Annotated in this window: 24 protein-coding genes; 6 read left to right on the top strand and 18 right to left on the bottom strand. The window is 72.0% G+C overall.

Annotation, left to right across the window (positions count from 1 at the left end; all coding sequences use genetic code 11):
• Window positions 1–26: 26 nt before the first annotated feature.
• The 5 genes from Q9S36_RS29885 to Q9S36_RS29865 form a co-directional block, all read right to left on the bottom strand.
• Window positions 27–863 (bottom strand): hypothetical protein, encoded by an 837-nt coding sequence (locus tag Q9S36_RS29885; RefSeq protein WP_311288475.1) that lies wholly within the window; start codon window positions 861–863, stop codon window positions 27–29.
• A gap of 297 nt (window positions 864–1,160) precedes the next feature.
• The gene (gene dusB, locus Q9S36_RS29880) at window positions 1,161–2,300 is read right to left on the bottom strand and encodes a tRNA dihydrouridine synthase DusB (protein WP_311288474.1); all 1,140 of its coding nucleotides are present in this window, start codon (window positions 2,298–2,300) and stop codon (window positions 1,161–1,163) included.
• Window positions 2,301–2,348: 48 nt separating this feature from the next.
• Complete coding sequence (locus Q9S36_RS29875; protein WP_311288473.1) at window positions 2,349–2,969, bottom strand: hypothetical protein; 621 nt, start codon at window positions 2,967–2,969, stop codon at window positions 2,349–2,351.
• A gap of 114 nt (window positions 2,970–3,083) precedes the next feature.
• Entirely contained in the window at window positions 3,084–4,484 is a 1,401-nt protein-coding gene (locus Q9S36_RS29870; RefSeq protein ID WP_311288472.1) for a glycine--tRNA ligase, read from the bottom strand.
• Window positions 4,485–4,556: 72 nt separating this feature from the next.
• The gene (locus Q9S36_RS29865; protein WP_311288471.1) at window positions 4,557–4,886 is read right to left on the bottom strand and encodes an antibiotic biosynthesis monooxygenase family protein; all 330 of its coding nucleotides are present in this window, start codon (window positions 4,884–4,886) and stop codon (window positions 4,557–4,559) included.
• 71 nt (window positions 4,887–4,957) lie between these two features.
• On the opposite strand from Q9S36_RS29865, the gene Q9S36_RS29860 reads away from it, so the two are divergent.
• The 4 genes from Q9S36_RS29860 to Q9S36_RS29845 are packed head-to-tail and all read left to right on the top strand — an operon-like array spanning window position 4,958 to window position 8,145.
• Window positions 4,958–5,932 carry a metal ABC transporter substrate-binding protein gene (locus Q9S36_RS29860; protein ID WP_311288470.1) on the top strand — a complete coding sequence of 325 codons (975 nt, stop codon included), beginning with the start codon at window positions 4,958–4,960 and terminating at the stop codon, window positions 5,930–5,932.
• Entirely contained in the window at window positions 5,929–6,735 is an 807-nt protein-coding gene (locus Q9S36_RS29855) for an ABC transporter ATP-binding protein (RefSeq protein WP_311288469.1), read from the top strand. The genes Q9S36_RS29860 and Q9S36_RS29855 overlap by 4 nt, the downstream gene beginning before the upstream one ends.
• On the top strand, window positions 6,732–7,739 hold the full coding sequence (locus Q9S36_RS29850; RefSeq protein ID WP_311288468.1) for a metal ABC transporter permease: 1,008 nt from the start codon (window positions 6,732–6,734) through the stop codon (window positions 7,737–7,739). Before Q9S36_RS29855 ends, Q9S36_RS29850 begins: the two co-directional genes overlap by 4 nt.
• Window positions 7,726–8,145: a transcriptional repressor gene (locus Q9S36_RS29845; protein ID WP_311288467.1), complete on the top strand. Its 420-nt coding sequence runs from the start codon at window positions 7,726–7,728 to the stop codon at window positions 8,143–8,145. Before Q9S36_RS29850 ends, Q9S36_RS29845 begins: the two co-directional genes overlap by 14 nt.
• A 3-nt stretch (window positions 8,146–8,148) precedes the next feature.
• Here the strand turns inward: Q9S36_RS29845 and Q9S36_RS29840 are convergent, their stop codons facing one another.
• The 5 genes from Q9S36_RS29840 to Q9S36_RS29820 form a co-directional block, all read right to left on the bottom strand.
• A complete protein-coding gene (locus Q9S36_RS29840) occupies window positions 8,149–8,928 on the bottom strand; it encodes an isoprenyl transferase (protein ID WP_396653864.1) in 780 nt (259 codons plus the stop codon).
• 30 nt (window positions 8,929–8,958) lie between these two features.
• Window positions 8,959–9,687, bottom strand: coding sequence for a DNA repair protein RecO (recO, locus tag Q9S36_RS29835; protein ID WP_311288465.1), 729 nt, complete (start codon window positions 9,685–9,687; stop codon window positions 8,959–8,961).
• A gap of 45 nt (window positions 9,688–9,732) precedes the next feature.
• Entirely contained in the window at window positions 9,733–10,599 is an 867-nt protein-coding gene (locus tag Q9S36_RS29830) for an alpha/beta fold hydrolase (protein ID WP_311288464.1), read from the bottom strand.
• Between the two features lie 16 nt (window positions 10,600–10,615).
• Entirely contained in the window at window positions 10,616–12,343 is a 1,728-nt protein-coding gene (gene leuA / locus Q9S36_RS29825) for a 2-isopropylmalate synthase (RefSeq protein WP_311288463.1), read from the bottom strand.
• A gap of 173 nt (window positions 12,344–12,516) precedes the next feature.
• Window positions 12,517–13,275 carry a methyltransferase domain-containing protein gene (locus Q9S36_RS29820; protein ID WP_311288462.1) on the bottom strand — a complete coding sequence of 253 codons (759 nt, stop codon included), beginning with the start codon at window positions 13,273–13,275 and terminating at the stop codon, window positions 12,517–12,519.
• A 35-nt stretch (window positions 13,276–13,310) separates the two neighbouring features.
• On the opposite strand from Q9S36_RS29820, the gene Q9S36_RS29815 reads away from it, so the two are divergent.
• Together Q9S36_RS29815 and Q9S36_RS29810 are read left to right on the top strand one after the other, a co-directional pair.
• Complete coding sequence (locus tag Q9S36_RS29815; protein ID WP_311288461.1) at window positions 13,311–13,802, top strand: NAD(P)H-dependent oxidoreductase; 492 nt, start codon at window positions 13,311–13,313, stop codon at window positions 13,800–13,802.
• On the top strand, window positions 13,799–14,626 hold the full coding sequence (locus tag Q9S36_RS29810) for a septum formation family protein (protein ID WP_311288460.1): 828 nt from the start codon (window positions 13,799–13,801) through the stop codon (window positions 14,624–14,626). The genes Q9S36_RS29815 and Q9S36_RS29810 overlap by 4 nt, the downstream gene beginning before the upstream one ends.
• Before the next feature lie 13 nt (window positions 14,627–14,639).
• Here the strand turns inward: Q9S36_RS29810 and era are convergent, their stop codons facing one another.
• The 8 genes from era to Q9S36_RS29770 all read right to left on the bottom strand — a co-directional run bounded on the left by era (window position 14,640) and on the right by Q9S36_RS29770 (window position 22,441).
• The gene (gene era / locus Q9S36_RS29805) at window positions 14,640–15,677 is read right to left on the bottom strand and encodes a GTPase Era (protein ID WP_311288459.1); all 1,038 of its coding nucleotides are present in this window, start codon (window positions 15,675–15,677) and stop codon (window positions 14,640–14,642) included.
• Complete coding sequence (locus Q9S36_RS29800) at window positions 15,670–16,446, bottom strand: siderophore-interacting protein (protein ID WP_311288458.1); 777 nt, start codon at window positions 16,444–16,446, stop codon at window positions 15,670–15,672. Before Q9S36_RS29800 ends, era begins: the two co-directional genes overlap by 8 nt.
• Before the next feature lie 20 nt (window positions 16,447–16,466).
• Window positions 16,467–17,768: a class I SAM-dependent methyltransferase gene (locus Q9S36_RS29795; RefSeq protein ID WP_311288457.1), complete on the bottom strand. Its 1,302-nt coding sequence runs from the start codon at window positions 17,766–17,768 to the stop codon at window positions 16,467–16,469.
• Complete coding sequence (locus Q9S36_RS29790; RefSeq protein WP_311288456.1) at window positions 17,765–19,129, bottom strand: FAD-binding oxidoreductase; 1,365 nt, start codon at window positions 19,127–19,129, stop codon at window positions 17,765–17,767. Before Q9S36_RS29790 ends, Q9S36_RS29795 begins: the two co-directional genes overlap by 4 nt.
• Window positions 19,130–19,203: 74 nt before the next feature.
• Window positions 19,204–19,560 carry a cytidine deaminase gene (locus tag Q9S36_RS29785; RefSeq protein WP_311288455.1) on the bottom strand — a complete coding sequence of 119 codons (357 nt, stop codon included), beginning with the start codon at window positions 19,558–19,560 and terminating at the stop codon, window positions 19,204–19,206.
• Between the two features lie 58 nt (window positions 19,561–19,618).
• On the bottom strand, window positions 19,619–20,941 hold the full coding sequence (locus Q9S36_RS29780) for a hemolysin family protein (protein ID WP_311288454.1): 1,323 nt from the start codon (window positions 20,939–20,941) through the stop codon (window positions 19,619–19,621).
• Window positions 20,942–20,957: 16 nt separating this feature from the next.
• On the bottom strand, window positions 20,958–21,419 hold the full coding sequence (gene ybeY / locus Q9S36_RS29775; RefSeq protein ID WP_311288453.1) for an rRNA maturation RNase YbeY: 462 nt from the start codon (window positions 21,417–21,419) through the stop codon (window positions 20,958–20,960).
• Entirely contained in the window at window positions 21,416–22,441 is a 1,026-nt protein-coding gene (locus tag Q9S36_RS29770) for a PhoH family protein (protein WP_311288452.1), read from the bottom strand. The genes ybeY and Q9S36_RS29770 overlap by 4 nt, the downstream gene beginning before the upstream one ends.
• Between the last annotated feature and the right edge of the window lie 34 nt (window positions 22,442–22,475).

Raw genomic sequence — 22,475 nt, 5'->3', positions numbered from 1 at the left:
GAGGACGCCGTGCGTCGGCAGCAGGGTCAGTAGACCGTCACGTGCACGTGGTCGTAGTGGTTGGCGGTGGCCGACCCACGGTCGGACATGCCGCGCCAGCCCTCGCCCGCGCGCTCCACGGACCAGATGTTCTGGGCGTAGATGATGTACTCGATGCCCAGCGCGGAGTAGTTGGCGCGCAGGAAGTTCGCCACGGCCCAGCCGGTCTCGCCGCTGGTCATGATGTCGATCGCCCGGCCCTGGCCGTGCTCGCCGTCGCCACGCCACGTGCCGTAGCTGGTGATCTCAGGCCAGTTGGCGCACACCACGTCGTGGATGTCGTAGAGCGACGCGCGACCGGCGTCGATCGACGAGCCGTTGCCGCAGCTGCCGCCGAGGCTCGGGCCCTCGGGCTCCGGCTTCGGCTTGGCCTGGGCGAGGTAGTCGCTGGTGACCCAGCGCGACTGGCCGTCGATGACGACCTGCGTGCGGCCTGCCTGCTCGCGGCCGGTGACGGCGACCTGGCGCAGGGCGTCGATGACGCCCAGCTTCTCGGACTTCTCGCTGGGGCCGTCCCACAGGTTGAGGGCCTCGGTGGTCCACATGGTGTCGTCGAGGCGCTTGGCGAGGCGACGCGCCTGCTGGTCGACCTCGATGTCCTGGCGGGCGGCCGACTCGGCCTTCGCCGCGGTGCGGATCTGGGACCGCGACACGGTGGTCTCGCCGCGCCGGGACAGGGCCGTCGCGTTGGCGAGGGACTGGCTGGTGTCGGTGCTGCTGCTCGACGCGGCGAGCAGGTCGCTGCCGGAGGACTCCGGCGAGGCCGACAGCACGCCCATGGTCACCGCGGACAGCGTCGCCACGACGGCGAGCGGCGCGGACACCAGGACGGAACGGGGGACTCGGGTCGAACGGGGGGAACGGATAGCAGGGGTTTCCCGCTTGTGGCGATGCTGAGCCACAGCGCTGATCCTTTGCACTTGCTGACGGGGGACGGCGCCGAACCACGAGGGAGATCAGGGGGAGATCACGGGGAAGACTCGTGCCCACGTCGACGCGATCATCGAGTGAAGCACAGGATTTCCGCGGTGTCCCAATCTCCCCAAGTAAAAATCGGCGTGTTTCGGCTCACCCGGCACGAATGCCCGCGTACGACGGCAGGCGCGGCCTGCCGGGTCGGCTCAGCCGCCAGTGGTCTCGTCGGCGTCCTCGCGCAGGTGGGCGCCGCGGCCGTCGGTGTCGTCGAGCCACCCGTCGGGGAGCACCACCTTCTTGCGCGGGGCACCCTGCCGCCCGCGGGGCGTGCCGAGCTCGCGCTCGGGGAAGGGGGCGTCGTCGTCGAGGCCGTCGAGCAGCACGTCGAGCGAGGCGAGCGAGTCGACGAGGGCGAGCTGGTGGCGCAGCTCCCCGCCGGCCGGGAAGCCCTTGAGGTACCAGGTGATGTGCTTGCGGAACTCCTTGCAGCCGCGCTCCTCCCCCATGTGCTCGGAGAGCAGCTCGGCGTGGCGGCGCATCATCGCCTTGACCTCGCCCAGGGTCGGCAGCGTCGCGACGTCCTCGCCGTGGAAGGCGGCGGCGAGGTCGCGGAACAGCCAGGGACGGCCCAGGCAGCCGCGGCCGACGACCACGCCCGCGGCGCCGGTGTGCTCGACCATCCGCAGCGCGTCGGCGGCCTCCCAGATGTCACCGTTGCCCAGGACCGGGATGTCCACGTGGTCGACGAGCGCGGCGATGGCGTCCCAGTCGGCCTCGCCGGAGTAGGCCTGCTGGACCGTGCGGCCGTGCAGGGCGATCGCGGCGACGCCGCTCTCCTGGGCGATGCGACCGGCGTCGAGGTAGGTGAGGTGGTCGTCGTCGAGGCCCTTGCGGGTCTTCATCGTCACCGGGACGTCGTACGGCGCCGCGGCGGCGACAGCGTGCTCGAGGATCTCCCCGAGCAGGCCGCGCTTCCAGGGCAGCGCTCCCCCGCCGCCCTTGCGCGTCACCTTCGGCACCGGGCAGCCGAAGTTGAGGTCCACGTGCGCGACGCCGAAGTCGGCGCAGAGGATCTCCACGGCCTTGCCGATGTAGACCGGGTCGGTGCCGTAGAGCTGGACCGAGCGCACCGACTCGAGGTCGTCGAAGACGAGCATCTTCCGGGTGGTCTCGTCACCCTCGACCAGCCCGCGGCTGGTGATCATCTCGCAGACGTAGAGCCCGGCGCCCTGCTCGGCGCACAGGCGGCGGTAGGCCGCGTTGGTGATGCCGGCCATCGGCGCGAGCACCACCGGGGTGTCGACGCGCAGCGGCCCCAGCGTGAGGGAGTCGGGCACGGCGGTCATGGCCCCATTGTCGAGCGGGTCGTCGGCACCGCCCAAATCAGCCGCCCGTCAGCCGCGTGGCTCCCGGCTCTTCCGTGACCGGTCGGAGTCCGCCTTCGGTCTGCCGACCTCGCCGGTCCAGCTGATGGGGTCGTAGCCCTCGGTCGGCTCGAAGACGACGTCCTCGACGCGGGCGCCGTCGGGCGCGAGGTAGACCAGGCACATCGTCGTGCTGTCACCCGGGGCGAACGGCGTCGTCAGCGGACCGCTCTGGCACGCCTCGAAGTCGCCGCCGAGCGTCCACGGGGCGCCGAGCCGGTCGCGGTCGTCGCGCAGGTACAGCGGGACGACCTGACCGGCCAGGTCTGACTCCCCCGTGTTCGTCAGCGACACCGACACGAAGTACGGCCGCGCTGCCACCAGCGCCTCGTCACGGGTCCAGCCGTCGAGGACCGACGCGCGCTGCTCGGCGACGGCGTCGACGCTCAGCTCGAGCTCGCCTGACACGTCGGCGGTGGGCTTCCACACCAGCGTCGCCGACTCGCCGTACGCCAGCTCGGTGCCGGGCGCGGTGCCGACGTCGACCGCCGTGGTGACCGCGCCGGTCGGCTCGGTCTCCAGATCCTGGTCCGAGCCGGCGCAGCCCGACAGCGACAGCGCCAGGGCCGTCGTCAGGAGCAGGGTGCGCATGACGACATCATCACCGCTTCACTCGCGTCGGTGCCACGGTCGAGTGGTTTCGAGGCTCGCTTCGCTCGCACCTCAACCACCAGGGGGCACGCGCGAGCGGAGCGAGCGCCCGACTCAGCAGCCGAGCAGCTTGCCCGCGAAGTACCTGCTGATGCCGTCGAGGCTGACGCGCTCCTGGGACATGGTGTCGCGCTCGCGGACGGTGACCGCGTCGTCGTCGAGCGTCTCGAAGTCGACGGTCACGCAGAACGGCGTACCGATCTCGTCCTGGCGGCGGTAGCGGCGGCCGATCGCGCCGGAGTCGTCGAACTCGACGTTCCAGTTCTCGCGCAGCTCGGCGGCGAGGGCCTTGGCCTTGGGCGAGAGGTCGGCGTTGCGGCTCAACGGGAGCACGGCCACCTTGACCGGCGCGAGGCGCGGGTCGAGCTTGAGCACGACGCGCTTGTCGACGCCGCCCTTGGTGTTGGGCGCCTCGTCCTCGGTGTAGGCGTCGATGAGGAACGCCATCAGCGAGCGGGTGAGGCCCGCGGCCGGCTCGATGACGTACGGGATGTAGCGCTCGTCGGCGGCCTGGTCGTAGTAGGAGAGGTCCTTGCCGGAGAACTCGCTGTGCTGCTTGAGGTCGAAGTCCGTGCGGTTGGCGATGCCCTCGAGCTCTTCGAAGTCACGGCCCGAGAACCCGAAGCGGTACTCGATGTCGGTCGTGCCCTTGGAGTAGTGGGACAGCTTCTCCTGCGGGTGCTCGTAGTGGCGCAGGTTGTCGGGGTTGATGCCGAGGTCGACGTACCAGCGGGTGCGCTCCTCGATCCAGTAGCGGAACCACTCCTCGTCCTCGCCGGGCTTGACGAAGAACTCCATCTCCATCTGCTCGAACTCGCGGGTGCGGAAGATGAAGTTGCCGGGCGTGATCTCGTTGCGGAAGCTCTTGCCCATCTGGGCGATGCCGAACGGCGGCTTCTGGCGGCTCGAGGTCACCACGTTGGCGAAGTTGAGGAAGATGCCCTGGGCGGTCTCCGGGCGGAGGTAGTGCAGGCCCGACTCGTCCTCGATCACGCCGAGGTAGGTCTTGAGCATCATGTTGAAGTTGCGCGGCTCGGTCCAGGCGTTGCGGGTGCCGCAGTTGGGGCAGGCGACCGACTCGTTGATGTCGACGGAGTCGGGGTCGTCGATGCCCTTCTTGGCGGCGTAGTCCTCCTGGAGGTGGTCCTCGCGGAAGCGCTTGTGGCACGACTGGCACTCGACGAGCGGGTCGCTGAAGGTGCTCAGGTGGCCGCTGGCCTCCCACGTGCGGGTCGGCAGGATGACCGAGGAGTCCAGGCCGACCACGTCGTCGCGGCGGGTGACCATGAACTTCCACCACTGGCGCTTGATGTTCTCCTTGAGCTCCACGCCGAGCGGGCCGTAGTCCCACGCGGACTTGGTGCCGCCGTAGATCTCACCGCAGGGGTAGACGAAGCCCCGGCGCTTGGCGAGGGAGACGACGTTGTCCAGGGCGGTCGGAGCGGGCTTGGCCACGGTGGAGTTTTCCTTCGGGTCGGGCCGGCTGGCTGCCGGCTCGGCGGTGCTTTCTTCAAGCGGGGCGAGCGCTCAGCCTAGCGACCGGGGCTGCGCCTCGTTGAGGTCGGTCCCCTCCTCGACGACCTCGTACGCGCTGGGCTCGTCGAGGGCGTGGACCATCAGCGGCTGGATGTGCATCTTGCCCTCGTACGACCCGAGCGCGCGCCGGTAGGACCCGACGTTCTCCCAGCGGGTGGTGAGCACCCACAGCGACGGGTCGTCGACGTTGCGGCCCACCTCCCCGCCGACGTACCCGGGCTTGTCCGCGAGGATCCCGAGCGCGTGCAGGAGCCCGGCGCGCAGCTCGCTCCCGTCGGCCGGGTCGGGCGAGGGCGCGCGGAGGCGGGTGACGACGAGCACGGGGCCAGCCTAGGCGGTGGTAGAGGGCGGTGGTTTGACAATCGTTCTCAATTGCCGTGAGAATCGTTCTCATGTCGTCCGTCATCCGCTCCGTGCCCGTCACTGCCGGCCTCGTGGCCGCCTCCGTCCTCCTTGCCGGGTGCGCGGCCCTGGGTGACGACTCGTCCGGAAATGGTCGCCGGGCGGTCGCGTCGTTCTACCCGCTGGCCTGGGTGACGGAGCGGGTGGCGGGCGACGCGTGGACGGTGGAGAACCTGACCCAGCCGGGCCAGGAGCCGCACGACCTCGACCTCAGCATCGCCCAGACCGCCGCGCTCGAGCAGGCCGACCTCGTCGTGCTCGAGGAGGGCTTCCAGCCCGCGGTCGACGCCGCCGCCGAGGGGACGGACGCCGCGGTCGTCGACGCGGCCGCGGTCGTCGACCTGCTGCCGGCCACCGCCGACGGGCACGACCACGAGCACGAGGGCGAGGAGGGCGCGGAGGCCGAGGACGCGGAGGCAGAGGACGGCGAGGAGCACGACCACGGCGACCTCGACCCGCACTTCTGGCTGGACCCGCTGCTGGTGGCGGACTTCGCCGACGCCGTGGCCGAGCAGCTCGGCGAGGTCGACCCCGACGGCGCCGCCACCTACGCGGAGAACGCCGCCGACCTGCGCACCGACCTCGAGGCTGTCGACGAGGACTACACGACCGGTCTTGCCTCGTGCGAGCGGACCGCCACCGTCGTGAGCCACCAGGCGTTCGGCTACCTCTCGCGCTACGGCCTCGACTTCGAGCCCATCGCGGGCCTGTCGCCCGACGCGGAGCCGACCGCGGCCGACCTGGCACACCTCCAGGAGCTCATCACCGAGGACGGCGTGACGACGGTGTTCTCCGAGCGGCTGGTGAGCCCGAAGATGGCGCAGACGCTCGCCGACGACATGGGCGTCACCAGCGCGGTGCTCGACCCCATCGAGGGGCTGTCGGACGACACGTCCGGAGAGGACTACCTTTCCCTCATGCGCGAGAACCTCACCGCACTGCAGCAGGCCAACGGGTGCTCGTGACACCCACCGACCCGGCGCACCCCGTCGTCCTCGACCGCGTCTCCGTCTCGATCGGCGGCCGGCCGATCCTGCGCGACGTCGACCTGACCGTGCGCAGCGGCGACGTGGTGACCCTGCTCGGCCCCAACGGCTCCGGCAAGTCCACGCTCGTGCGCGCCGTCACCGGGCTGATCCCCCACGCGCGCGGGAGCGTGCGGCTCTTCGGCACGCCCATCGAGGAGTTCCGGGACTGGGCGCGGCTCGGGTTCGTGCCGCAGCGCTCCTCCGCCTCGGGCGGTGTCCCCGCGACCGTGCGCGAGGTCGTGGCGTCCGGACGGATCGGCCGACGCCCGCTCCTGCGTCCCTCGCGCACGGCCGACCGGGCCGCCGTGCAGTCCGCGCTCGACGTGGTCGGCCTCGCCGACCGGGCGTCGTACGGCATCTCCCAGCTCTCCGGCGGCCAGCAGCAGCGGGTCCTCATCGCCCGGGCCCTGGCCGGTGAGCCCGACCTGCTGGTGCTCGACGAGCCGACCGCCGGCGTCGACCTGCCGAACCAGCAGGCGCTGGCCGACGCGCTGGCCCGCCTCAAAGCACGTGGGGCGACCATCCTGCTGGTGGCCCACGAGATCGGTCCGATGATGCCGCTGATCGACCGGTCGGTGGTGATGCGCGACGGCCGGGTGGCCTACGACGGCCCGCCGCTCACGCAGGAGGTCGCCTCGCACACCCACCACGCCCACGACCACGCGCACGACGGGCCGGGCGGCCACGACCACGTCCCCCACGTCGCTTCTCCCCTGGACTTCGAGCGGAGGACCAGATGAGCAGCTTCCTCGAGCTCTTCTCGTACGAGTTCATGCAGCGCGCCCTGATCGCGGCACTCCTCACCGGCCTCGCCGCGCCGGCCATCGGCACGTTCCTCGTGCAGCGCCGGCTCGCCCTGCTCGGCGACGGCATCGGCCACGTGGCCGTGACAGGCGTGGCCCTCGGCCTGCTGACCGGCACCTCCCCCACGTGGACCGCGGTCCTCGTCGCCGTGCTCGGCGCGGTGCTGATGGAGCTGATCCGCGAGCGCGGCCACACCAACGGCGACGTCGCCCTCGCCCTGCTGTTCTACGGCGGGCTGGCCGGCGGCCTGCTGATCACCGGCGTCGCCGGCGAGGGCGCCGCCACGCTGCAGGCGTTCCTCTTCGGCTCACTCAACGCGATCTCGCTCGCGGACGTGTGGTCGACCATCGCGCTCAGCGTCGTCGTGCTGGTCGCTGCCCTCGGCCTGTCCCCGCAGCTGTTCGCGGTCGCGAGCGACCCCGACTTCGCCCGCGTCGCGGGGTTGCGGGTGCGCGCGTACAACCTGCTCATCGCCGTCCTCGCGGCCGTCAGCATCACCGTGGCGATGCGCACCGTCGGGCTGCTGCTCGTGTCGGCGCTGATGGTCGTCCCGGTCGCCACGTCGCAGCAGGTCGCCCGCTCCTTCCGGACGACCCTCCTCGGCGCGATGGTGGTCGGCGCCGTGGCTGCCGTGGGCGGCCTCGTGCTCAGCGCGGCGCTGTCGTTCCGGGTCAACGTGGCGCCGGGACCCACGATCGTGCTGCTGGCGCTGGCGATGTTCACCGCCACCTGGCCGCTCGGCGTGTGGCTGCGGCGCCGCACCCGGTTGATGACACCCTTCCCCGAGGTCACCGCGACCCCGCACCGCTCCACCGACAAGCACCCGCACGAGCACGGGGAGTCCTGTGGGCACCCGGCGGTCCCGCACGGCGACCACGTCGACTACGTCCACGACGGCCACCGCCACGCCGTACACGGAGAGCACTATGACGAGCACTGACCACGCCGACGCCCAGCGCCCCGCGGTCCGGCCCACCCGCCAGCGGCGTGCGGTCGCGGCCGCACTGGCGGGCTTCGACGACTTCCGCAGCGCCCAGGAGATCCACGACCTGATCACGCAGCAGGGCGACTCTGTCGGGTTGGCGACGGTCTACCGCACGCTCGCCGCACTCGCCGACGCCGGCGAGGTGGACATGCTGCGCAACGAGGACGGCGAGGCGATCTGGCGCAGCTGCTCCGACACGCACCACCACCACCTCGTGTGCCGCAGCTGCGGCGCCACCGTCGAGGTCGAGGGGCCGGCGGTCGAGCGCTGGACCAGCTCGATCGCGCAGGAGCACGGCTACGCCGACATCAGCCACACCCTCGAGATCTTCGGCACCTGCCCGTCCTGCCGCCAGGCGTGATGCCTAGGCCTGGTTGGGGAGCGCTCCCCCGTAGCGGCGGTCGCGGCTGGCGTAGGTCTCGATCGCAGCCCACAGGTGCCGACGGTCGACATCGGGCCAGAGCACGTCGGTGAAGACCATCTCACTGTAGGCCGCCTGCCACAGCATGAAGTTGGAGAGCCGCTGCTCGCCCGACGTCCGCCAGACCAGGTCGGCGTCGGGGAGCTCGGGGACGTAGAGGTGGCGCGCGAAGGTGCGCTCGTCGATCCGGGCAGGGTCGAGCCGGCCGGCAGCGACCTCACGGCCGATGGACCGCGCGGCGTCGGCGAGCTCGGCCCGACCGCCGTAGTTGACGCACATGGTGAGGGTGAGGACGTCGTTGTCGCGGGTCATCTCCTCGGCGACCTGGAGCTCCTTGATGACCGACTTCCAGAGCCGGGGGGCCCGCCCCGCCCACCGCACGCGGACCCCGAGCTCGTGCATCTCGTCGCGGCGGCGCCGGATCACGTCGCGGTTGAAGCCCATCAGGAAGCGCACCTCGTCGGGCGAGCGCGTCCAGTTCTCGGTGGAGAAGGCGTACGCCGAGATGGCCTTCACGCCGATCTCGATGCCCCCCTCGACGACGTCGAAGAGGGTGTGCTCGCCCTGCTCGTGACCCTTGGTGCGGGGCAGCCCACGCTGCTTGGCCCAGCGGCCGTTGCCGTCCATGACGATCGCGACGTGCTCGGGCACGAGGTCCTTCGGCACCGGAGGAGGCGTCGCGCCGCTCGGGTGCGGTGTCGGCGGCTTGACGGGTCGCTTCACGGTCACAGCCTAGGGCGAGGTGGGGGCGCGTCAGCGCTCGACGTACGCCATGGAGCGGAGGCCGCGCTCGAGGTGCCAGGCGAGGTAGGCGGAGACCAGCCCGCTCGCCTCGCGCAGGTGGCGCGGGTCGGCGGCGTGCACGACCGGCCAGTCGCCGACGAGCAGCGCGCCCAGCACGCGCACGGTCTCCGGCGCCGGGGTCGCCGAGCCGGGGAGCTTGTCGGAGGCGCACATCACGCCACCGGCCGACGGGTTGAAGAACCGGTGCGGCCCCTCGACGCCGCACTGCACGCAGTGGTCGAACGACGGCGCGTAGCCAGCGACCGAGAGGGAGCGCAGGAGGTAGGAGTCGAGGACCTGCTTGGCGGGGTGCTCACCGCCCGCCATCGCGCGCAGCCCGCCGACGAGGAGCAGGAACTGCTGGACGGCCGGCTCCTTGTCCTCGGTCACCAGCCGCTCGGCGGTCTCGAGCATCACCGTGCCGGCGGTGTAGCGGTCGTAGTCGAGCCCGAGCCGGGCGTGGAAGGGGTCGAGGGTCTCGGCCTGGGTGATCACGTCGAGGCTGCGACCCTCGGCGAGCTGCAGGTCGACGTGGGTGAACGGCTCGAGCCGCGAGCCCCAGCGCGACGTCGTACGACGCACGCCCTTGGCCACCGCGCGCACGCGCCCGTGCTGACGCGTCAGCAGGGTGATGATGCGGTCGGCCTCGCCCAGCTTGTGGGTCCGCAGCACGACCGCCTCGTCGCGGTAGAGGGGCACCTCGCCATTCTCCCCCACGCACCCCGCCTCCGGCGGGTGCGGGCGTCAGCGTTTCCGGGCGCGCGCGGCGCGGCGTGCCGGCTGGTCGTGCCAGCAGTCCTGGGCGAAGTCGGTCGCGGCGGCCGTGAGCCGCTCCGGCCGGAAGCGCCACTCCAGGATCGACGTCGCCCGTTCGATGCGGACGTGGGGCAGCTCGGCGGCCAGCATGTCGGCGTCGACGAACGGGTGGATCGGGTCGACCGGGTGGCCGACGACGAGCGCCGGGGCCTGGATCCGGCGGCGCAGCCGCGACGAGGGGGCCAGCCGGCCGAAGATCACCCCGTGCAGCACCGACGCGATCGAGTCGGCCCGGTGGTCGACGGTGTCGAGGCCGATGCCGGCCCAGAACGGCACGATCCCGCGCGGCACCGAGCGGGCGAGCCGCTGCAACGAGTTCGCCGTGACCGGGAGGTAGCGGGCCGCGAGCATGATGGGGACGAACGCCAGGATCCCGGCCACCAGCGCGTTGTTGAGCACGGGCATCTCGAGGATCAGTCCCTTGACCCGTTCCGGCGCGATGACCGCGACCTCGAGCGAGACGTTGGCGCCCAGCGACGTGCCACCGATGACCGCCTGCTCGGCACCGAGGTGGTCCAGCAGGGCCACGACCTGCTCACCGAAGGCGGTCATCGAGTACACCAGCGGGTCGGCGGGCTGGTCGGAGCGCCCGTGGCCGAGGAGGTCGAGCGTCACGACGTGGAGCCCCTGGGCCGCCATCGCGCGCGCCAGCGGCTGCTGCATGCGGCGCGGCATCAGCAGGCCGTGGAGCAGCACCACCCACTGGTCGCTCGAGCCGTACTCGGTGTACTCCAGCCGGTCGCGCCCGCCGTCGGACTCGACGAAGAACTGCCCGATCCGCTCGCTCACCAGCATGGACGGAACCTACCGCTCAGGCGCGGTTCACGGCGCTGATCACGGCCTTGAGCGAGGCGGTGACGATGTTGGCGTCGAGCCCCACGCCCCACAGCACCTTCTCCCCGACCGCGCACTCGACGTAGGCCGCGGCGATCGCGTCGCCACCGGCCGACAGGGCGTGCTCGGCGTAGTCGAGGACGCGGACGTCGTACCCGACCGCGGCGATCGCGTCGACGAACGCGGCGATGGGGCCGTTGCCCTCACCGGTCAGCTCATGGCGCTCGCCGTCGACGTAGACCCCGACGGTGAGCTGGTCCTTCTCCCCCGCGGCGCTCGAGGTGTGGACCGAGTTGAGCTTGAGCGGGGTCTCCCGGTCGAGGTACTCGGCGCGGAACACGGCCCAGATCTCCTCGGGCGTGATCTCGCCGCCCTCGGTGTCGGTGTGCTGCTGCACGACCCTGCTGAACTCGATCTGGGCGCGCCGGGGCAGGTCGAGCTTGTGCTCGGACTTGAGGACGTAGGCCACGCCGCCCTTGCCGGACTGGCTGTTGACCCGGATCACGGCCTCGTAGGTGCGCCCGACGTCCTTGGGGTCGATGGGGAGGTACGGCGCCTCCCACGGCAGGTCGTGCACGTCGACGCCCTGCGCGGCGGCCCGCTTGTCGAGGTCCTCCAGGCCCTTCTTGATGGCGTCCTGGTGGGATCCGGAGAAGGCGGTGTAGACGAGGTCGCCGGCGTAGGGGTGGCGCGGGTGGACCGGCAGGTTGGTGCAGTACTCGACCGTGCGGCGGACCTCGTCGATGTCGCTGAGGTCGACCTGCGGGTCGATGCCCTGGCTGAACAGGTTCATCGCCAGGGTGACGAGGTCGACGTTGCCGGTGCGCTCGCCGTGGCCGAAGAGACAGCCCTCCACGCGGTCGGCGCCGGCCATCAGCCCCAGCTCGGTCGCGGCCACGGCGGTGCCGCGGTCGTTGTGCGGGTGCAGGCTGATCGCGGAGTGCTCGCGCCGGGTGAGCCCGCGGCCGAAGTACTCGATCTGGTCGGCGTAGGTGTTGGGCGTCGACATCTCGACCGTCGCCGGCAGGTTCAGGATGATCTCGCGGCCGGCCTCGGGCTGCCACACGTCGGAGACGGCCTCGCACACGCTGAGCGCGAAGTCGGTGTCGGACTGGGTGAAGATCTCGGGGCTGTACTGGTAGCCGAAGTCCTGGCTGCCCACGATCGCGCCCAGCCGCTCCTCGGCGTACTTCATCACCATCTCCGTGCCGCGGACCGCGATGTTGCGGCACTCGTCGGGGGTGACGTTGAAGACCACGCGCTGGAAGAGCGGCGCGGTGGCGTTGTAGAGGTGGATCGTCGCGCGGGGCGCACCGACCAGCGAGTCGACGGTGCGCTCGATCAGGTCCTCGCGCGCCTGCGTGAGCACCGAGATCTGGACGTCGTCCGGGATCCGGTCCTCCTCGACGAGCTTGCGGACGAAGTCGAAGTCGGTCTGGCTGGCGCTCGGGAAGCCGACCTCGATCTCCTTGTAGCCCATCTTCACCAGCAGCTCGAACATGGTGAGCTTGCGCGCCGGCGTCATCGGGTCGATCAGTGCCTGGTTGCCGTCACGCAGGTCGGTCGAGAGCCAGCGCGGCGCCTTCTCGACCTTCTTCGTCGGCCAGGTGCGGTCGGGCACGTCGACGGGAACGAACGGGGTGTAGCGGGCGAACGGCATCGGGCTCGCGCCCTGCTGGTTGGCGGTGTTGCTCAGGTTGGTCATGGTGTCCCTCGGGTTCGGTCGGTGCTGGGCGACCGGCGCGCGCCACACTCCGCAACGAGGGGGCCGGTGTCTAGGCCTCGCTGCGGCAGCGAAGGAGGAGGCTGCGCATCATGACGGAACCACGGTACGCCGTGCTCCCGCTCCCTGCAGCCCGATGTCCGGGAAACGGACGCTCAGGCGCGCCCGCGGGCGGCGTACGCCACCGCAGTGAGGTCGAACGGGCCAGGTCCGAGGATGCGCCGCAGCTCCTCCTCGAGCCGCTCGCGGCCGTCGGGGCCGAGGGCGGCCACGGCATCGCCCGCCGGCCCGACGCCGTGGAGGTAGGGCTCCCACCACTCCTCGAACGACGGGTGGGTCACGGTCACGGGGAGCTCGGCGGCCTCGACGTCGCGCAACCCGGCGCGCTCGAGGAGGCCGACCAGGCTGTCGCGCGACCCGCCCTGGAACTCGCGCTCGCCGGGGTGGCCGGGGTCGAGCTCGGCGACCGCGTCCCACAGGGGTCGCATGGGCGCCCGGTTGCCGGCGAGGTCCCACACGGTCGCACCGACCCATCCGTCCGAGCGCACGACCCGCCGCATCTCCGACAGCCCGCGCACGGGGTCGGCCATGAAGTGGACGACCAGGCAGGCCGCCGCGGTGTCGAAGGCGTCGTCCTCCCACGGCAGGTCCTCCGCCGCTCCGAGGCGCACGTCGACACCCGGGTGGCGCTCACGGCACGCGTCGACGAACGGCTGCGAGGGGTCGACGGCCGCGACCCGGTCCACGCCGAGGCGGTCGACCAGCACACCGGTGAGGGCGCCCGGACCGCACCCGACGTCCACCGTGCGCTGGCCCTGCGAGACCTCGAGCCAGTCGGCGAAGCGCACCGCCAGCGGCCCGGAGTAGCGGCCCATGAACCGGTCGTAGGCATCACCGGCGACGTCGAAGCTCACGCCCGCCGACGCTACTCGCCTCGTAGGCTCTCGTCATGCCCCGCCTGCTGGTCGTCCACCACTCGCCGACGCCGTCGGTCCGGTCGCTGACGGACGCCGTGGTCGCCGGGGCGTCGGACGACGCGATCGAGGGCGTCGACGTCGTCGTGCGGACCGCGCTCGAGGCCGACGCCGACGACGTGCTCGCCGCCGACGGCTTCCTGCTCGGCACCCCGGCGAACTTCGGCTACATGAGCGGCGCCCTCAAGCACTTCTTCGACACGATCTTCCTGCAGGCGGGCGGCGCGCTCACCGACGACGGGTCCGCCGCGGCCGCCGCCGACGGCGGCAAGCGGCCGTTCGGGCTCTACGTCCACGGGCGCTACGACACGACCGGCGCGGTGCGCTCCGTGCAGTCGATCGTCGGCGCGCTGCCCTGGCGCCAGGCCGCGCCGGTGCTCGAGGTCCTCGGCGACGTGGGCACCCCGGAGCAGGAGTCGGCGTACGAGCTGGGCGGGACGCTCGCGGCCCTGCTGATGGAGGGATGAGGGTGCTGCGCTCGTACGTCGCCGCCCTCGGGCTCGCCCTCGCGCTCGCGGGGTGCACGGCGACCACGTCCGACCCCGGCTCGGACCCCGGGCCCGGCCCGTCGTCCCCAGCGCCCACCACCGAGACCGAGGCCCCCGACCCGGGCCCGCGCCCGAAGGTCGGCGAGTGCCACGCGCTCACCTTCGGGCAGGCCGTCTCGGTCGTGGGCCGCACGGCGCCCGTCGGCTGCCGCACGGCGCACACCGCCGAGACGTTCCTCGTGGGCCGGCTCGAGCTGGCCACCAAGGCCGGGAAGGTGAGGCGGGTGGACTCCCGGGCCGCCCAGCGCCAGGCCGGCGCAGCCTGCACGTCGCGGCTCCCCCGCCACCTCGGCCGGACCCCGCGCGAGCTGCGGCTGAGCATGGCGCAGGCGGTGTGGTTCACCCCCAGCCCGCAGCGCGCCGAGGCGGGCGCGGACTGGTTCAGGTGCGACGTGGTCGTGGTGGCCGCGGAGAAGCGGCTGCTGCGGCTCCCACGGCGCACCCGCGGCTGGGGCGATGCACCGGCCATCGCGATGTGCGCCACCGCCGCCCCGGGGACCCCTGGCTTCCAGCGGGTCACCTGCGGCAGCCGGCACTCGTGGGTCGCGGTCGCAACGGTCGACATCCCGGGTCGCCGGCTGCCCCGCCGCGACGCCATCGCGGACCGGATGGAGGCGCCGTGCCGCGACGCGGCGCGCTCGCGCGCCGGCGACCCACTCGACTTCACCTGGTCCCAGGAGATCCCCACCCGCGCGCAGTGGGACGCCGGGCGGCGCTACGGCATCTGCTGGGTCCCCGCCTGACGCTCGCCGGCGCTCAGAACCCGAGCTTGCGCAGCTGGCGCGGGTCGCGCTGCCAGTCCTTGGCGATCTTGACCTGGAGGTCGAGGTACACCGGGGTGCCGAGCAGCGCCTCGATCTGCTTGCGGGCCGCCGTGCCGACGGCACGCAGCCGCGAGCCCTTGTGGCCGATCATGATCCCCTTCTGGGAGTCGCGCTCGACGTAGAGGTTGGCGACGATGTCGAGCAGCGGCTTGTCGTCGGGCCGACCCTCGCGCAGGCCCATCTCCTCGACCACGACCGCGATCGAGTGCGGCAGCTCGTCACGCACGCCCTCCAGCGCGGCCTCGCGGATGAGGTCGGCGGCCAGCGCCTCCTCGGGGGCGTCGGTGAGGTCGCCGTCGGGGTAGAGCGGCGGCCCCTCGGGCATCAGCCCCACCAGCAGGTCGGCGAGCAGGTCGACCTGGTCGCCCGACCGCGCCGACACCGGGACGATCTCGGCCCACTCGGTGGAGGTCTCCTCGCCGAGCGCGGCGATGTCCATCAGGTGGTGGGCCAGCTGCTCGGGCGTCACGAGGTCGGTCTTCGTCGCCACGGCGATCCTGGTGGTGCGCCGCACCTTGGCGAGCTCGGCGACGAGGAACCGGTCACCGGGCCCGATCTTCTCGTTGGCCGGGAAGCACACCGCCACCACGTCGACCTCGGCCCACGTGGTCCGCACCAGGTCGTTGAGCCGCTCACCGAGCAGGGTTCGCGGACGGTGCAGGCCCGGGGTGTCGACCAGGATGAGCTGGGCGTCGTCGCGGTGCACGATCCCGCGCACCACGTTGCGGGTGGTCTGCGGCTTGGAGGAGGTGATGACGATCTTCTGGCCGACCAACGCGTTGGTGAGCGTGGACTTGCCGGCGTTGGGCCGGCCCACGAAGGACGCGAAGCCGCTGCGGTAGCCCTCCGGCGCCTGGTGGAACGCGCCCGCCGGCGCGACGCCGGACAGGTCGAAGTCGTCGTCCAGGTCATCGTCGTCGAGCTCGTCGTCCAGCTCGTCGGTGAGGTCGACGTCGTCCTCGTCAGCCATCGCTCGCCTCCTGCGCCGCGTCGTACTCCGCCCAGATCTGCTCGTCACTCTTCCCTGCCGCCTTGCCCGCGCGCCAGACCGGCCCGGGGTCGACCGCGCGCGGCTGCCGGCCGGCGGTGGCGCGCCAGTAGCCCATCACGTCGTAGTGGCTGGTGGGGAGCCTCACCTCGCGCATCAGGTGCTTGCGGATGGCGCGCATCTGGGCGGACTCCCCCGCCATCCAGAAGTAGCCCTCGCCGGCCGGCCACTCGATGCCCTCCACGACGCTGGCGAGCGCGCTCTGCCCCGGCGCCGGCGGCTCGAGCCAGGTGACACGCGCGCTGTCGGGGAGGTAGCCGGTCAGGTCGTCGGGCACCTCCGCCAGGACGTACGTCGCCAGCTCGGGGCGGGTCTCCGCGATCCGGGCGATCGCGGGCATCGCCGTCAGGTCGCCCACGAGCAGCAGCCAGCCCGCGCCGAGCGGGGGGTCGAAGGACGCCTTCGGCTCGGTGATCGTGACCGTGTCACCGACGCAGTCGCGCATGGCCCACTCGGTCACCAGCCCGACGTCGTGCACCACGACGTCGAGGGTCAGCTCACCCGGTCGGTGCGACCGGACCGTGTAGTAGCGGCTCTGGAACTGCCCCGGGACGATGAGGCCGACCCACTCGTCGGGCACGCCGGTGCTCTCGAAACCCTCGACCCCGTCGAGCACCAGGCGGACGAGGTGGTCGGACAGCGGCTCACGTCGCGCGACGCGCGCCTGGAACTGGGCTGCCCGGGTGCTCACGGGGTCACGCTATCCACCACTCACCAGTCGGGTCGCATCGGGAAGTCGGACCGCCCACCCGGGTGGTTGCGCGTCGCGAGCACGTGGTGCAGCTCGACCTCGCCGCGCTCGAAGCCGATGCGCGAGCCGGCGATGTAGAGCCCCCACACCCGCGCCGTGCCTTCGCCGACCTCCGCCACGCACTCGTCCCAGTTCTCGACCAGGTTGCGGTTCCAGTCGCGCAGCGTGGCGGCGTAGTGCATCCGGATGTTCTCGCTGTGCTGGACCTCCAGCCCGGCGTCCTGGGCGGCGGTGATGATCGTGCCGGAGCCGATCAGCTCCCCGTCGGGGAAGACGTAGCGGTCGATGAAGGCGCCGGTCTCCTGGCGGCGGTTGTGCGGACGGGTGATGCAGTGGTTGAGCAGCCGGCCGCCGGGCTTGAGCCGGTCGCGCAGCTGGGCGAAGTACGTCGGGTAGTTCCGCACGCCGATGTGCTCGGTGAGCCCGATCGAGCTGACGGCGTCGAAGCCGTTCTCGACCACGTCGCGGTAGTCGAGGTGGCGGACCTCGGCGAGGTCGCCGAGGCCCTCCCGGTCGATGGCCTCCTTGGCCCACTGGGCCTGCTCGAGCGACAGCGTCACGCCGAGCGCCTTGACGCCGTACTCGCGCGCGGCGTGGCGGACCATCGTGCCCCAGCCGCAGCCGACGTCGAGGAGCCGCTGGCCCGGCCGGAGGTCGAGCTTGCGGCAGATGAGGTCGAACTTCGCGGCCTGTGCCTCCTCGAGGCTCGCCCCGGGCGTCTCGTAGAGCGCGCAGGTGTAGGCCATCGACGGTCCGAGCACCAGCTCGTAGAACCGGTTCGACACGTCGTAGTGGTGCGAGATCACGCCGGCGTCACGCGACATCGAGTGCCGCAGCCCCTCCACGGCACGACGCCAGCGCGGCAGGTGCTCCTGGGGCGGCGGGGCCGGCGGACGGAGGCGCTGCAGGCCGAGGCTCCGGGCGATGTGCACCGCCTCGCCGGGCGTCGGGACCCGGAACCTGGTGTGGTCCTTGAGCAGCACCATCGCGTCGTACGGGTCGCCGGGGTGGACGCCGGTGAGGTCGAGGTCTCCGCTGACGTAGGCGCGGGCCATGCCGAGGTCGCCGGGCGCGGTCATCAGGTAGGCCAGGCCGCGCTCGGTGCGCAGGTCCAGCCCGAACGGTGCGTCCGGAGGGCCGGCGCTGCTGCCGTCGTACGCCGTGAAGCGCACCGGGAGTCCTCCCCGCACCAGCCGGTCCATCGCATCGCCGATGGACATGCGCGCCGGGGCGGTCCGGCTCCCACCGGAGATCAGGCTCATCGTCGTCCCACCACCTTGTCGTAGAGGTTCGTCAGTCGGTCGTCGGGGTCGTGGACCGCCTTCACGCGGGCCAGGTGGGCGCCGTCGTAGAGGCGGTCGAACTCGGCGCGCTCGTAGAAGGCCTCCGAGTAGAGGCTCTTGTGGCCGCCCAGCTCGGTGACCTTGGCCTCGATCGCGCGGTTGCGCGGGGACTGCGGTGCCTCCGGGCCGACGTTGACCACGCCCCAGAAGCCCACGTTGACGTAGGTGGTGCCGCTGGTGAGCGGGTAGCCCGGCCAGGGCCGGTCCTCCCCCGCGCGCCGCAGGCGGAGCGGGCACAGCCACACCGGCCGCATGCCGACCTCACGGTCGAACCAGTCGAGGAACTCCGCGAGCCTGCCGACGGGGATCTCCACGTCCTGCACGACGCGCTCGCCCTGCGGGCGGCCCGCGCGGCGGTCGAGGCGGTCGCCGATGCCGAAGCGCCGGTCGAGCGCGACGAGCCTCCAGTAGACGTCCGAGCGTCGCAGCCGGCGCGGCCACACCCGGCGCACGAGGGGGTGCTGCGCCCCGAACGCCCGCGAGCACCAGAACCAGTCGGTGTCCCAGCGCCAGAGGTAGTCGCGGACGGTGAGCCGGTCGCCCGCCCGGTGCTGGAGCGAGCGGTAGAAGACCTGATGGCCGGTGTAGTCGCTGGTGGGACCGTCCTCGTCGGTCCAGCGGGCGAGCGTGAGGTACAGCTCGCTCGGGGAGAACGCGACGCCGTCGACGGCGTCCACGCGCTCGCCGTCCCACGTCCGCTCGTCCACGATGCGCGCGACGGCCTCCGCGAGCGTGGCGGCACCGTCGAAGCGGACGTGCCGCAGGGCGGCGTACGCCGGCACCGCCTCGAGCTCGATGCGCAGGCGCGTGGCGTAGCCGAGCGACCCGTAGGAGTTCGGGAAGGCGTCGAAGAGGTCGTCACCGGGCTTGGTCGTCACGATCTCCCCGCTGCCGGTCAGCACGTCCATCTCGAGGACGGACTCGTGCGGCAGGCCGTTGCGGAAGCTCGTCGCCTCGATGCCCAGCCCGCTGACCGCACCGCCGAGGGTGATCGTCCTCAGCTGGGGCACGACCAAGGGGATGCGGCCGTGGGCGAGGGTGGCCTCGACGAGGTGCTCGTAGGTGCACATCCCCTGCACCTCGGCGACGTCGCCGTCGACCTCGATCACGCCCTGCAGGCCGGTGACGTCGAGCCCGGTGCCGGGCTGCGGGCGCCCACGGAAGAGGTTGCTCGTGCGCTTGGCCAGCCGCACCGGCGCACCGGGCGGCAGGGCGGCGTAGGAGTCGCGGAGCCTGCGCACGCCACGGTGGTGCTCGTCCCACCCCAAAGGCTGTGCCACGCCGTCACGCTAGCGCGCCGCGGGCGCCCGTCGCGAGTGCCTTGTGAAGGGCATCACGCGCGGGCCCGGGTGCGTCAGTGCGGAGCGTGGGTGCTCGACCGGGTGTGGATCCGGCCGGCCGGGTCGCCCACCAGGACGGGGACCCCGGCGCCGGCGAAGTCGCTCGCCGCCTGGACGTCGGTGAGGTCGCCGTCGGTCAGCACGACCGCCGCCTCCAGTCCCGTCGACCCCGAGGAGATCGCCATCGCGACGCAGACCTCGAGGGCGGACAGGCGCAGGTGGGTGAGGCTGGTGCTCGCGGCGGCGTAGGTCCGGCCGTCGAGGTCGCGGACCGCCGCACCCTCCCGGGCCCGCGCACGGGCGCGGGTCGCGCGCGCCAGGGTCACCAGCTTGGCGTCCTCGGGGCTCAGGTCCGCCGACAGGTCGTTCATGGCGCCAGCCTAGTGAGCGAACGCCACGCCCCGCGACGCCCGGGCCGCCACGTCCTCGTCACCGGCCGGAGGAGCTGACGCCGGGGACGGCGTCGCTCGCTGCGGCGTCGTCCTCCCCTGGCAGCACCGACACCAGCACGGCCTCGATCTTGTTCCGGCGGCCGGTCGCACGCTCGGCCTCCAGCCGGAGGCCGTGGCACTCGACCACCGAACCGGGGATCGGGACCTTGCCGAGGTGCTTGGCCATCAGGCCGCCGACGCTGTCGACGTCGTCGTCCTCGACGTCGAAGCCGACCAGCTCGTCGAGGTCGTCGACCGGGTAGCGGGAGGAGACCCGGATGGCGCCGCCCTCGAGGTGCTCGACCTCGACCTCCTCGGCGTCGTACTCGTCGGTGATCTCCCCGACGATCTCCTCCAGCACGTCCTCGATGGTGATCAGGCCGGCGGTGCCGCCGTACTCGTCGACGACCACGGCGATGTGCTGCCGGCGGGCCTGGAGCTCGCTCAGCAGGGCGTCGACGGGCTTGGAGTCCGGGACGTAGTGGACCGGGCGCATCACCTCGTCGACGCGCTGGGTGAACTCCACGTCGGGCGCCTCGAAGTCCCGGCGGACGAGGTCCTTGAGGTAGGCCATGCCGACGATGTCGTCGAGGTTCTCGCCGATCACGGGGATGCGGGAGTAGCCGCTGCGCAGGAAGAGCGAGAGGGTCTGGCGCAGGTTCTTGTGGCGTTCGATGTAGACCACGTCGGGCCGCGGGACCATGACCTCGCGGGTGATCGTGTCGCCGAGCTCGAAGACCGAGTGGATCATCTTGCGCTCGCCGGACTCGATGACGGCGGACGCCTCCGCGAAGTCGACCAGCTCGCGCAGCTCGACCTCGGTCGAGAAGGGTCCCTCGCTGAACCCCTTGCCGGGGGTGATGGCGTTGCCGAGCATGATCAGCAGGGCCGGGATCGGCCCGAGGATGGTGGTCACCAGCGAGAGCGGGCCGGCGGACAGCAGCGCGACACGGACGTCGTGCTGGCGCCCCACCGTGCGCGGGGCGACGCCGATGACGACGAACGAGACGACCAGCATCACGCCGATGGTGGTGAGCACCGTCGGGAGCAGGTCGCCGTGGAACGCGTCGCGGGCCCAGGTCGCGACCAGCACGATCGCACTGATCTCGCACAGCAGGCGCAGCAGCAGCGCGGTGTTGAGGTAGCGCGCCGGGTCGGCGAGCAGCATCACCAGGCGCACGGCACCGGGTCGGCCCTCGGCCTTGAGCTCCTCGGCACGCGCGCGGGAGAAGCCGCTGAGGGCGGCGTCGGCGGCCGAGAACAGGCCCGCGAGCACGACCAGCACCGCCGCCGAGGCGAGCTGCCAGATGTCGGCGGTCACGTCAGGTCCGGCCCGCTCAGGAGGGGTCCGGGGACGAGCGCCACTTCCCGAGCAGCTCGTCCTGGAGGCCGAACATCACCCGGTGCTCCTCCGGCTCGGCGTGGTCGTAGCCGAGGAGGTGGAGGATGCCGTGCACGGTGAGCAGGTCGATCTCGGCCTCGCGCCCGTGACCCGCCTCGACGCCCTGGCGCTCGGCGACCGACGGCGAGAGCACCAGGTCGCCGAGCACGCCCTCCTCCGGCTCCTCGTTGACCTTGCCGGGCCGCAGCTCGTCCATCGGGAAGGCGAGCACGTCGGTCGGGCCCTCCTTCTCCATCCACTGCTCGTTGAGCCCGGCGATGGTGTCCTCGTCGACGGCCTTGATGCACAGCTCGGCCTGCGGGTGGACCCGCATCTGGTCCATCACGAACCGGGCGAGCCGGGAGAGGCGACGTACGTCGAGGTCGAGGCCGGACTCGTTGAGGACCTCGATGCTCATCGCTTGCCCCTCGGCGCCGCCTTGGTGGGGCCGGTCTTGGGGTGCTGGGCCTGGGCGTCGAAGACCTCGTAGGCCTCCACGATGCGACCCACGAGGCGGTGCCGCACGACGTCGGTGCCGGTGAGGCGGCAGAAGGAGATGTCCTCGACACCGTCGAGGATGCCCTCGACCACCCGCAGGCCGGACTTGGTGCCGGAGGGGAGGTCGACCTGGCTGGTGTCGCCGGTGACCACGATGCGCGAGCCGAAGCCGAGGCGGGTGAGGAACATCTTCATCTGCTCGGGCGTGGTGTTCTGCGCCTCGTCGAGGATGATGAAGGAGTCGTTGAGCGAGCGACCGCGGAGGAACGCCAGCGGCGCGACCTCGATGGTCCCGGCGGCCAGCAGCTTCGGGATCGTCTCGGGGTCGACCATGTCGTGCAGCGCGTCGTAGAGCGGGCGCAGGTAGGGGTCGATCTTCTCGCTGAGCGTGCCGGGCAGGAAGCCCAGCCGCTCCCCCGCCTCGACGGCCGGGCGGCTCAGGATGATGCGGTTGACCTCCTTGGCCTGCAGCGCCTGCACGGCCTTGGCCATCGCCAGGTAGGTCTTGCCGGTGCCGGCGGGCCCGATGCCGAAGGTGATCGTGTGCTTGTCGATCGACTCGACGTAGCGCTTCTGGTTGAGCGTCTTCGGACGGATCGTGCGGCCGCGGTTGGACAGGATGTTGAGGCTCAGCACGTCGGCCGGGCGCTCCTGCGTCTCGGTGCGCAGCATCTGGATGATCCGCTCGACCGTCTCACCGGTGACGCCCTGGCCGGTGCGCACGAGGGTGACCACCTCGTCGAGCAGCCGCTCGGCCATCGCCACCTCGGCGGACTCGCCGGTCAGCGTGATGCGGTTGCCCCGGACGTGCACGTCGGCCTGGAAGGCCCGCTCGATCAGCCGGAGGTGCTCGTCGCCCGGCCCGAGGACCGAGACCATGTCGATGCTGTTGGGTACGACGACGGTGTGGGTCGGTCGCACCTGGGGGGATGTGTCAGTCATGGATGCCCGTGACGGGCGGCCTTCCGGGTCGGCG

The sequence above is a fragment of the Microbacterium sp. ARD31 genome, from assembly GCF_031844425.1.
The sequence above is the reverse complement of the archived record's forward strand: the minus strand, read 5'-3'. Positions and strand labels throughout refer to the sequence as shown.